General features: G+C 44.2%; 11 protein-coding genes. 8 read left to right on the forward strand and 3 right to left on the reverse strand.

Features of this window, described 5'->3' with window-relative positions; genetic code table 11:
• Nucleotides 1-131: 131 nt before the first annotated feature.
• The 4 genes from ACZQK9_RS09755 to ACZQK9_RS09770 all read left to right on the forward strand — a co-directional run bounded on the left by ACZQK9_RS09755 (nucleotide 132) and on the right by ACZQK9_RS09770 (nucleotide 5,277).
• On the forward strand, nucleotides 132-824 hold the full coding sequence (locus tag ACZQK9_RS09755) for an HAD family hydrolase (RefSeq protein WP_483270454.1): 693 nt from the start codon (nucleotides 132-134) through the stop codon (nucleotides 822-824).
• A gap of 111 nt (nucleotides 825-935) precedes the next feature.
• Nucleotides 936-2,102 (forward strand): FprA family A-type flavoprotein, encoded by a 1,167-nt coding sequence (locus ACZQK9_RS09760; RefSeq protein WP_483270455.1) that lies wholly within the window; start codon nucleotides 936-938, stop codon nucleotides 2,100-2,102.
• A 283-nt stretch (nucleotides 2,103-2,385) separates the two neighbouring features.
• Nucleotides 2,386-4,428 carry a DNA topoisomerase gene (locus ACZQK9_RS09765; RefSeq protein WP_483270456.1) on the forward strand — a complete coding sequence of 681 codons (2,043 nt, stop codon included), beginning with the start codon at nucleotides 2,386-2,388 and terminating at the stop codon, nucleotides 4,426-4,428.
• Nucleotides 4,429-4,581: 153 nt separating this feature from the next.
• Nucleotides 4,582-5,277 carry an LbetaH domain-containing protein gene (locus ACZQK9_RS09770; protein WP_253292115.1) on the forward strand — a complete coding sequence of 232 codons (696 nt, stop codon included), beginning with the start codon at nucleotides 4,582-4,584 and terminating at the stop codon, nucleotides 5,275-5,277.
• A 12-nt stretch (nucleotides 5,278-5,289) separates the two neighbouring features.
• On the opposite strand, the gene ACZQK9_RS09775 is transcribed toward ACZQK9_RS09770, so the two are convergent.
• From ACZQK9_RS09775 to ACZQK9_RS09785, 3 genes are all read right to left on the reverse strand, one after another.
• Nucleotides 5,290-5,751, reverse strand: coding sequence for a hypothetical protein (locus tag ACZQK9_RS09775; RefSeq protein WP_483270457.1), 462 nt, complete (start codon nucleotides 5,749-5,751; stop codon nucleotides 5,290-5,292).
• Nucleotides 5,752-5,834: 83 nt separating this feature from the next.
• The gene (locus ACZQK9_RS09780; RefSeq protein WP_178017505.1) at nucleotides 5,835-6,479 is read right to left on the reverse strand and encodes a type I phosphoribosyltransferase; all 645 of its coding nucleotides are present in this window, start codon (nucleotides 6,477-6,479) and stop codon (nucleotides 5,835-5,837) included.
• Nucleotides 6,480-6,573: 94 nt separating this feature from the next.
• A complete protein-coding gene (locus ACZQK9_RS09785; RefSeq protein ID WP_483270458.1) occupies nucleotides 6,574-7,824 on the reverse strand; it encodes a peptidoglycan-binding domain-containing protein in 1,251 nt (416 codons plus the stop codon).
• A 163-nt stretch (nucleotides 7,825-7,987) separates the two neighbouring features.
• On the opposite strand from ACZQK9_RS09785, the gene ylxM reads away from it, so the two are divergent.
• The 4 genes from ylxM to ACZQK9_RS09805 all read left to right on the forward strand — a co-directional run bounded on the left by ylxM (nucleotide 7,988) and on the right by ACZQK9_RS09805 (nucleotide 10,289).
• Nucleotides 7,988-8,344 (forward strand): YlxM family DNA-binding protein, encoded by a 357-nt coding sequence (gene ylxM / locus ACZQK9_RS09790; protein ID WP_483270459.1) that lies wholly within the window; start codon nucleotides 7,988-7,990, stop codon nucleotides 8,342-8,344.
• A 35-nt stretch (nucleotides 8,345-8,379) separates the two neighbouring features.
• Nucleotides 8,380-9,726 carry a signal recognition particle protein gene (gene ffh / locus ACZQK9_RS09795; protein WP_178017503.1) on the forward strand — a complete coding sequence of 449 codons (1,347 nt, stop codon included), beginning with the start codon at nucleotides 8,380-8,382 and terminating at the stop codon, nucleotides 9,724-9,726.
• 62 nt (nucleotides 9,727-9,788) lie between these two features.
• Nucleotides 9,789-10,034, forward strand: a complete 246-nt coding sequence (gene rpsP / locus ACZQK9_RS09800; protein ID WP_178017502.1) for a 30S ribosomal protein S16 — start codon at nucleotides 9,789-9,791, stop codon at nucleotides 10,032-10,034.
• Between the two features lie 27 nt (nucleotides 10,035-10,061).
• Complete coding sequence (locus ACZQK9_RS09805) at nucleotides 10,062-10,289, forward strand: KH domain-containing protein (protein WP_021985176.1); 228 nt, start codon at nucleotides 10,062-10,064, stop codon at nucleotides 10,287-10,289.
• Nucleotides 10,290-10,430 lie beyond the last annotated feature (141 nt).

The following is a 10,430-nucleotide window of genomic DNA, read 5'->3' on the forward strand; positions in this document are numbered from 1 at the left end:
ACCCAAAACGTGGGCGTAGGTAGAGAAAAGCAAGCAAAAAAACACAAACCGGAAGTTTCAGGTAAATTTTAGAGTGGATTTCTGTATATCCACTCAGATAAACATATATAAAAATAAAAAGAGGACGAGACATGGAAATAAAGAATGTTATATTTGACTGCAATGGTACGATGATCTTTGATGGCAAATATCATGATATTGCATGGCGGATGTATGTGAGTAAGCTGGCTGGCAGGGAGCTTACAAAGGAAGAATTCCAGCATCAGATACTTGGACATACGAACCGGGATATTTTCGAGTGGCTGCTTGGGAAGGACGCTTTGTCTGAGAAGAAAATCATGCAGCTGACGGAAGAAAAGGAAGCCCTGTACAGGAGCATGTATCAGGAAGACCGAGAGGCCTGTCGGCTAGTTAAAGGTCTGCCGGAATTCCTGGATGAGTTGCAGCGAAGGAACATAAAATGTAATATTGCAACGGCATCTTGCCTATCGAATGTTGACTTTTATTTTGAACGGTTTGGACTTGAAAAATGGTTTGACAAATCAAAGCTTGCCTATGATGATGGGACAATGCGGGCAAAGCCGGCACCGGATATGTATATCCGTGCGATGGAACGTATCGGAGCGGAGCCATCTGAGACGATGGTAATTGAGGACAGTCCGTCCGGAGTGAAAGCCGCCGCGGCTGCAAACGCAGCTTGTATTGTAGGAATCTACGGCGATTCTGATAAGAAGCTGCTACAGGATACAGGCGTGTGTGATTATCTGATTGAGGATTATACACGAAATTATGTTGGATATATAGAGCGGAATCTGTTAGAATAGAGTAGCGTATAAAGTTACAGCGTTGCATGAATTACGGATATACGCGGAACAGCAATTGGTATGCTATGGAACGAAAAAGTATAAGGTAATACAATACAGGAGGATAAAAACATGCAGGTAACTATTTCAGATGCAATTCGTTATATCGGAGTGGATGATAAGGATATTGACTTGTTTGAGAGTCAGTATGTAGTGCCGGAGGGCGTGTCGTACAATTCGTATGTGATTTTAGATGAGAAGATTGCAGTTATGGATACGGTCGATGCCAGAGGCATGGAAGGCTGGGAGGATAAGCTGCTTCAGACATTGAATGGGGCAAAGCCGGATTATCTGATTATCTCGCATTTGGAGCCGGATCATGCGGGAAGCATCGGAAGAATGGTGGAGCTTTTCCCGGAGGTGAAGCTGGTTGCAAGCGCAAAGGCGATTGCTATGTTGCCACAGTTTTTTGAAGATAAATTAGATGCACAGGAGAAGATTGCGGTCAAAGAGGGCGAAGAACTGTCACTTGGAACCCATACATTGGTGTTCTATATGGCACCGATGGTACATTGGCCGGAGGTAATGGTTACATATGAGAAGAGCGAGAAGGTGCTGTTCTCGGCAGATGGATTCGGCAAGTTCGGTGCACTTTCCCTCACAGAAAATGAGGACTGGGCGTGCGAGGCAAGACGGTATTATTTCAATATCGTTGGTAAATATGGCATGCCGGTGCAGACACTTCTGAAGAAGGCAGCAGGACTTGATATCGAGATAATCTGTCCATTGCACGGCCCGGTATTGAAGGAAAATCTCGGATACTATATTGGACTTTATGATACATGGAGCAAGTATGAGCCGGAGAATAAAGGTGTGCTCGTTACGTATGCATCGATCCATGGCAATACGGCGAAGGCAGCTAAAAAGCTTGCAGATATGCTTCGTGAGAAGGGTGTAGAGAAGGTCGTTGTCAGTGATCTGGCAAGAGAAGATATGGCGGAAGTAATAGAGGATGCATTCCGTTATGACCGGATGGTGCTCTGTGCAGCAAGCTATGATGGCGGGGTGTTCCCTTGTATGCAGGATTTCTTGAATCATTTACAATCAAAGGCATACCAGAAGCGTACCGTTGGTATCTTGGAGAATGGAAGTTGGGCACCATGTGCCGCCCGCACGATGAAGGCGATCCTTTCTACGATGAAGGATGTCACAATCGTGGAGCCGACCGTTACGATCATGTCTACGATGAAGGAATCCGATTACCCGGCGATGGAAGCGTTAGTGGATGCAATCAAGTAAAGCAGAATGAAACGACTCGTTTCTATTCATATATAGAATCGCGATTGCGTGAAAAATCTAGATAGAAGTTGGACATAATACAAATTCTAAAGCAGACCATTGGAGCACATCAGCACTTAACGAGCTATGTCGACTATGGTTGACATAGGGAGTTTAGTGTCTGTTATGTGCGGAAGTGAGCGAGAGCGAGTCTGCGTAGAATTTTGTATTATGACAACTTCATTTAATATGTGCATCGCAATCGCGGGTATTACTTTGACAAAGAAAAGAAAGAGGAATGTAAGTGAAGAATTTGTACATAGCAGAGAAACCCAGTGTTGCCAGAGAGTTTGCTAAGGCACTTGGCATGAAGGGGGCTGCAACTGCCGGTGCAAGGGACGGATACTTAGAGAGTGAGGATACGATCGTGACATGGTGTGTCGGACATCTGATCACGATGAGTTATCCGGAGGTCTATGATCCTGCCTTGAAGAAATGGAGTTTTGACACAATTCCGTTTATACCGGAAGAATATAAATATGAAATTATCGGTGCGTCGAGCAAGCAGTTTCAGGTGGTAAGTAAGCTGTTAAACCGTGAGGATGTCGGACGCATCTATGTCTGCACCGACTCGGGACGGGAGGGAGAATATATCTACCGTCTTGTCGAGCAGATGGCAGGCGTGGACAAAAGTAAAAAAGACCGGCGGCGTGTGTGGATTGATTCACAGACCGAGGAAGAGATTATGCGTGGCATCCGTGAGGCAAAAGAGCTCTCCGCATACGATAACCTGAGTGATGCGGCATATCTGCGGGCACAGGAAGATTATCTGATGGGAATCAATTTCTCGCGGGCACTGTCACTCAAATACAGTTATACTGTGAAGAATTATCTCGGCATGGATCGTTGTGTGATTGCAGTAGGACGTGTCATGACATGTGTACTTGGCATGATCGTGAAGCGTGAACGGGAGATCCGGCAGTTTGTGCCGACACCATTTTATCGGGTGCTTGCAAGTACAGATGGATTTGAAGCAGAATGGAAGACAACGAAGGAGTCAGCCTATCTGGATTCCCCGCTTCTATATAAAGAAAATGGATTCAAGAAAGAAGAAAGTGCCAAGCAGCTGATCGCCGAATTGTCTGCCGAGGAACCAATCGAGCTGATTGTACAGAAGGTGGAGAAGAAGACCGAGAAGAAAGCACCTCCGATGTTATATAACTTAGCGGAGCTGCAAAATGACTGTTCGCGGCTGTTTAAGATCAGTCCGACTGATACGTTAAATACCGTGCAGACACTCTATGAGCGGAAATTAGTGACATATCCGAGAACGGATGCCCGTGTCCTTTCTACAGCGGTTGCGAAGGAAATTGGAAAAAATATCGGAGGCTTGCAGAAATACGAACCGCTTGCACAGTATGCGCAGTATATTATGCAGCAGGGCGGATATAAAGGCGTTGCCAAATCCAAATATGTAAACGACAAGCAGATTACTGACCACTATGCAATCATTCCGACCGGACAGGGACTGGGCAATCTGAACGGATTAAATGATATTCAGCGGAAGGTATATGACATTATTGCCAGACGTTTTTTGAGTATTTTCTTCCCGGCAGCAGAGTATGAGAAGGTCAGTCTGGTTCTGACAAGACAAATTCATACAGCTGTTGGTAAGAAGGAAGATGGCACCGAAAGCTTTTTCGCGAATTTCAAACGGCTGAAAACCCCGGGGTATCTGACGATAGCAGGACTTCCATCCGAGAAAAAACAGGAGGAACAGAAGCTTACGGATGAAGAGCTTGCCAGATTTGCATCTTTGAAGAAAGGAGATGCAATTCCGGTACAGGTATTTAATATCAAGGAAGGAGAGACATCTCCACCGAAGCGGTATTCTTCGGGTACATTGATTCTGGCGATGGAAAATGCCGGGCAGCTGATCGAGGATGAGGAGCTTCGAAGCCAGATCAAGGGCAGTGGTATTGGAACGAGTGCTACACGAGACAGTATCATCACAAAACTTGTGACGAATAAATATATTGCATTAAATAAGAAGACGCAGATTGTGACACCGACATTTCTTGGAGAGATCATCTACGATGTATGCTTAAATTCCATTCAGAGTCTGCTCTGGGCGGAGATGACCGCGTCGTGGGAGAAAGGACTTTCCGGCGTTGCAGAGGGAACGATCTCAAAGAATGAATATACAGCCAAGATGAATAAATTTGTCTGTGATAATACAAATGCAGTGAAACAGATTCGTAATCAGAATCAGATCACGCGGTTGTTTGACCGGACAAAACCATTTTATGAGAAATCAGGTACGAAGAAGACTGCGAAGAAGTCGTAGATTTGTTGAAGAAAGAGCACAACAAGATGACATATATGTATGAGATAAGCAGAATAGATGATGTCTATGCACGAAATAAGTTTCATGTATATGGTGTGAGTCTGTATACATAATAGAAAAAAATATAGCAATAGAACGATGGAGGATAAGAAAATGAAGTGTGTAAATGCAGTGACAATCAAGGAATTATATGATCTTTCCCATACAGAGGCAAAACCTTTGATGGAAAGCTATACTTATCCGTGGGAAGTACTTCCTCATATTGGAGAGTTTATTGTAAAGCTTGGGGAATCCCTTCCAAAGGATGAATATACAGAGGTAGCAGAGCATGTCTGGGTGCATAAGACAGCGAAGGTATTTGCATCGGCATATCTGGCAGGACCGGCAATCATCGGTGCGGAGACAGAAGTGCGTCAGTGTGCGTTTGTCCGCGGAAATGCGCTGGTTGGAAAAGGCTGTGTAATCGGCAATTCCACAGAGTTGAAAAACGTGATTATTTTTGATAATGTACAGGTACCGCACTATAATTATGTCGGCGATTCTATTCTGGGATTTAAGTCGCATATGGGGGCAGGATCAATCACATCGAATGTAAAGAGTGATAAGACACTTGTGCATGTCAAGGGAATTGATCCAGAGACAAATGAGAAGTTTGATCTGGAAACTGGTCTGAAGAAATTTGGAGCAATGCTTGGTAATCATGTGGAGGTCGGCTGTAATTCTGTTTTAAATCCAGGTACAGTCATTGGTTCGGACAGTAATGTCTATCCGCTTTCCCCGGTACGTGGATTTGTACCGGCAGAAAGCATCTATAAGACCGGAGGCGTGATCGTGAAGAAACAAGCATAAGGAATATACGGGTCAGTCAGTTTCAATCCGGGCAGATTGTGCTGCCTGTCGGGCGGCTTCCAATATGAGTAGTGTGGTGTATTGGTTGTCGCTTGCGTATGTAACAGAGTCCAGATCGCTGGTGAGCTGCAACTGTTCGTTGATGGCATCTACGGAAGGCGTTAAAAGTGGATACATGGCGGTAACAGTATCGTTTGCGTTTGCTACTTCGATGTGTGTGACCGCATGCTTGTCGATGGTCGTCTGCAATTCCAGCGTGGTGCCACCGAGATTTAACTGTGAGGTGTAGACCCCCGGCTGGTATGTGGCAAAGGTCTCTGTTGAGACTCTTGTATCTGTAGTATCTTTTTCGTCCTCCTTTGGTGAGAACATATACCAGAGCAGCAGAATCAACAGGATACCAAGGATGATAAATATGCCGGTGTAGATGAGCTCTTTTGATTTTAAGACAATGATTTTTGTTTTGGATGACATAATAAAAAACTCCCTGTTCAGAATTAGTATAATATATTCTGAATGGGGAGTTTTTATTACTTTTCGATTTGGAAAATCAATTTCTACAGAGAGGAATATCCGTGGCTGTTGATGATACCCTGAATTGGTATGCCGGCTTTGCAGAGTGGACAGTCGGCCGCAGAGTGTGTCTCATAATTAGGGATATCCTCTGTGCGGAAGATGGTATTGATCTGCTCGCCGTGGATTTCATCTGCGGCGGAGAAGATGGAAGAGACACCAACGACTTCACCACCGTAATACTCGATACATTCGAGTGCGGTCTGTAAGGTCTTTCCGGTTGTAGCAGTTGCCAGTAATACAAGAACATGCTTGCCCTTGATCATTGGAAGATAGTTTTCGCGGAAAATCAGTTGTCCGCCGGAGTGCTGCTCCGGGGAAATGATGTATGCGGTATTGTGCAGATTTGCAGATAAAATACCAGTGTTAAGAAGTTCGTCTGCAAGATAAGCACCGATTACATTGGTTTCATCCAGACAGACAATCGTATCAATGATAGTTGTAGCAGCGTAGCGTGTAGCCAGTACTTTGGCAGCGGCATGTGCTTCGCTTCGGCGGCTCTTCAGACTTGTCATATCAATATAATAATTGATATGGGAAGAAGATGTTGCGTAGTGTCCGGGTGTTACATTCAGTGAGATTAAGTTGCTGGATGCAGACTGTACCTTAAATGTGTTTGTGTTTTCCATAAATAGTATCCCTCCTATGCGTTTAATTACATAACAATATTATAAATGTTATACAATATTTATGCAAGCAAAGTAGCTGTAATACACAGAAAATTCATCGTATATTTTCTCCGATTTTTGAGACACCCACATAGATCTGGGAAATTTTATACCATGTTGGAAAATCAACAATTCCGCTAACAGGCAGGTTAAAGATTGACTGAAAGGTACGCACGGATTCGGCAGTCGCGGAACCGAAGATGCCATCCACGGTGACAGTTGGAATCGCCGGGTAATTCTGTGCAATACGGTTTAGCTGTTCCTGAATCGTGATTACAGGTTCGCCGGAGCTTCCAATCATCAGATCATAGCCCGGGTAGGAGGATGGGATTCCGGAAACAATTTCGGCTTCATTTACATACATATCTGAACCGTAATAATAGTGGATGATATCAATCGCAGAGAAACCATCATCCCCAAGTGCTTTAGAACCCCACTGCGTCATCCAGTTTGGACAGGAGACGCGCTTGCCATCACAGTATTGCGTGAGAATTGGCTGTTTGACATTTGGACGGGCAAGATAGCGGTTATAGAGCCGGTCTGCAATCTGTGAGATGTTTTCGTAAATTGTTTTGCCATAGATCCATTTGTGATCGTAGGCGGTGGAGGATGTAATCGTGAAATTATAGCCTTTGTTCCGGTACCATTCTGTATATACCCGGTTTAAAGTGAAGGACATGATTGCCAGAATATTTGCTTCGATTGTACTTTCCGGCCATGTGGAGTAAATCTCACAGCAGGCGACATTTTTGATGTAGTCGATATACGGGACATAATAATCGGTGGCGGTGGAATCGCCGGGGACACCGTCATGTACGATAATTGTCTCCGGGACGACGACGCGTGAGAGGACGATCTCACCGCTTTCGGCTAAAGGCTTGATCTCCGGCTCAGCGATTTTCGGTGGATAGTATTCCCAGAGTGTGTGTCCACCGATAACAATCGGGTTATAGACATAGCCGGGTGTCTGTTCGGATGGTTGCAATACGATAAACTGTAATCCGTTTTCACCGGAAAAAATCTGAACACCTGAGACGATTTGTTCCTGATAGCCGGGGGCTGAAATCTTTACATTGTATTCAGAATAGGGCTGGTTGTCGCTTGGTTCCATACTGTATTCGCGTGGTGGAGCAGAAAGCTCGATATTTCCGGTCTGCCCGTTTGGGTTTGTGGCAGCAGTTTCCAGGATGAGGTTTGGTTCTCCGGTGTCTGCGATTTCAATGGTAGCAGAAGAAAGCGGGGAGTAGGTGTCCGGACCTGTGACTATGACATTTAGATATCCGGTATCACTAGAATATTGATCCATAGAATTTACCATTATTTTTCATCCGTATAGTATATGAACATCAGGTTGTATTTATGTATCAGAAAAAGTTAATGTGTGTTAAGAAAAAACACTTGACAATCATGAAAAAACCATGTATGATTCAAAAGGTTTGTAAATGAAAAATACTTTACAGGTGATTCGGATGGAGAAGTTTGTACGTCAGTCATTGCTCTATGATTTTTATGGAGAGTTGTTGACGCAGACACAGAAAAGTATATACGAAGATGTGGTAATGAATGACCTGTCCTATTCGGAACTGGCAAGGGAATATGGAATCTCCAGACAAGGCGTGTTTGATATGATGAAGCGCTGTGACAAGAAGCTGGAAGATTTTGAGAAAAAGCTGAAACTAGTTGAGAAATTTGAGAATGCCAGAGAAAAGGTAGCCGCGATACAGACTGAGATTCAGGCATTGCGGGAACGCAATGAGAACTTGACGCTGGACGAAGCGTTTGCAGATATCGATACGAATCTCAACGGGCTGCTGGATGATTTTTAACAGTTGAATGTTTGATTTTGTTTGGGAGGAGACGCATGGCGTTTGACAGTTTAACAGACAAATTACAGAACGTGTTCCGGAAGCTGAGAAGCAAAGGAACGATTACAGAAGCAGATGTAAAAGAAGCGATGAAAGAAGTAAAGCGTGCGCTGTTGGAAGCGGATGTAAACTTCAAGGTCGTAAAACAGTTTATCAATTCCGTCAGTGAGCGTGCGGTCGGTGAGGAAGTTCTAAAGGGACTTAATCCTGGTCAGATGGTAATCAAGATTGTAAAAGAAGAGATGGATAAGCTGATGGGTTCCGAGACAACCGAACTCAAACTATTGCCATCCAATGAGATTACGATCGTCATGATGTGTGGTTTGCAGGGTGCTGGTAAGACAACCACCGTTGCAAAGCTTGCGGGCAAGTTTAAGAACAAGGGTAAAAAACCACTGTTGGTTGCCTGTGACGTCTATCGTCCGGCAGCGATCAAGCAGTTGGAAATCAACGGTGAGAAGGTCGGTGTTCCGGTATTTTCGATGGGAGACGGACATAAGCCGGTGAATATTGCAAAGGCAGCGATTGAACATGCTGCAAAAAATGATATCAATCTTGTATTCCTGGATACTGCAGGCCGTCTGCATGTCGATGAAGACATGATGAATGAGCTGGCAGAGATCAAGGAGAATCTGAATGTAACATATACGATTCTGACGGTCGATGCGATGACTGGTCAGGATGCGGTCAATGTGGCAACATCGTTCAATGATAAGATTGGGATTGATGGTGTAATCCTGACAAAGCTCGATGGCGATACCCGTGGTGGTGCGGCACTTTCCATCAAGGCAGTGACCGGAAAACCAATCCTGTATGCCGGTATGGGAGAGAAGCTCACAGATTTGGAGCAGTTTTATCCAGATCGTATGGCAAGCCGGATTCTCGGTATGGGTGATGTGGAAAGCCTGATCGAAAAAGCACAGTCGGCAATCGATGAGGAAAAAGCCAAGGAGATGGAAGAGAAGTTTAAGAAAGCTTCCTTTGATTTCAATGATTTCCTTGACCAGATGGAACAGATGGAAAAGATGGGTGGCATGAATGATATATTGAAGATGCTGCCTGGATTTGGAAATAAAAAACAGCTCCAGAATATAGAGATTGATGACAATGCAATGAATATGCCAAAGGCAATTATCTTGTCAATGACAAAGCAGGAGCGCTCACATCCGGAGATTATTAATCCGAGCCGGAAGAAGCGAATTGCAGATGGGGCAGGCGTTCCGATCAGCGAAGTAAACAAGCTGATCAAGCAGTTTGAACAGTCCAAGAAGATGATGAAGCAGATGTCCGGTATGATGGGTGGCAAACGCCGCGGCGGATTCAAGCTTCCGTTTGGATTCTAATTTTTGATAATAGTATAACTATTATATATAGACGAAAGATTTTTAAGGAGGTGAAATTTGACATGGCAGTTAAAATCAGATTAAGAAGAATGGGATATAAGAAGCATCCTTTTTATAGAGTTGTAGTAGCTGATTCCAGATCACCAAGAGATGGTAGATTTATCGATGAGATCGGAACATATGATCCAAATCAGGAGCCAGCATCTGTAAAGATCGACTCTGATGCAGCTAAGAAGTGGCTTGCAGATGGTGCTCAGCCTACTGAGACAGTTGCTAAGCTTTTGAAGCAGGCAGGTATCGAGAAGTAAGACTGATGTGCAAGGGAGGTGCAGGTTATGAAGGAATTAGTAGAACTGATTGCAAAATCCCTCGTTGATTATCCGGATGAAGTTGTTGTAAAAGAGACAATCGATGGAGATACCATAACAATCGAACTGAACGTTGCAGGAGATGATATGGGTAAGGTGATCGGCAAGCAGGGCCGTATCGCTAAGTCCATTCGTACTGTTGTGAAGGCGGCTGCATCAAAGGGTGATAAAAAGGTAATTGTAGACATCAAATAATTCTTGGATTCCCGGTGCCAGAAGGCATCGGGAATTATTACTTGTATAGACAGAAAAATAAACCACCTGCTATGCAGGTGGTTCCCAGTGAGCTTTAGCTTCAAGTAAAGAAACCTCCATGATAATATAAAGTGTAGGTTC

The organism is Wujia sp. (assembly GCF_056872695.1).

Bases quoted from the DNA above. Each gene is read 5' to 3' on its own strand.
- ACZQK9_RS09780 (WP_178017505.1), bottom strand. From the start codon at position 6,479: ATGGAAAACACAAACACATTTAAGGTACAGTCTGCATCCAGCAACTTA.
- rpsP (WP_178017502.1), top strand. From the start codon at position 9,789: ATGGCAGTTAAAATCAGATTAAGAAGAATGGGATATAAGAAGCATCCT.
- ACZQK9_RS09760 (WP_483270455.1), top strand. From the start codon at position 936: ATGCAGGTAACTATTTCAGATGCAATTCGTTATATCGGAGTGGATGAT.
- ACZQK9_RS09770 (WP_253292115.1), top strand. From the start codon at position 4,582: ATGAAGTGTGTAAATGCAGTGACAATCAAGGAATTATATGATCTTTCC.
- ylxM (WP_483270459.1), top strand. From the start codon at position 7,988: ATGGAGAAGTTTGTACGTCAGTCATTGCTCTATGATTTTTATGGAGAG.
- ACZQK9_RS09805 (WP_021985176.1), top strand. From the start codon at position 10,062: ATGAAGGAATTAGTAGAACTGATTGCAAAATCCCTCGTTGATTATCCG.
- ACZQK9_RS09775 (WP_483270457.1), bottom strand. From the start codon at position 5,751: ATGTCATCCAAAACAAAAATCATTGTCTTAAAATCAAAAGAGCTCATC.
- ACZQK9_RS09785 (WP_483270458.1), bottom strand. From the start codon at position 7,824: ATGGATCAATATTCTAGTGATACCGGATATCTAAATGTCATAGTCACA.
- ACZQK9_RS09755 (WP_483270454.1), top strand. From the start codon at position 132: ATGGAAATAAAGAATGTTATATTTGACTGCAATGGTACGATGATCTTT.
- ffh (WP_178017503.1), top strand. From the start codon at position 8,380: ATGGCGTTTGACAGTTTAACAGACAAATTACAGAACGTGTTCCGGAAG.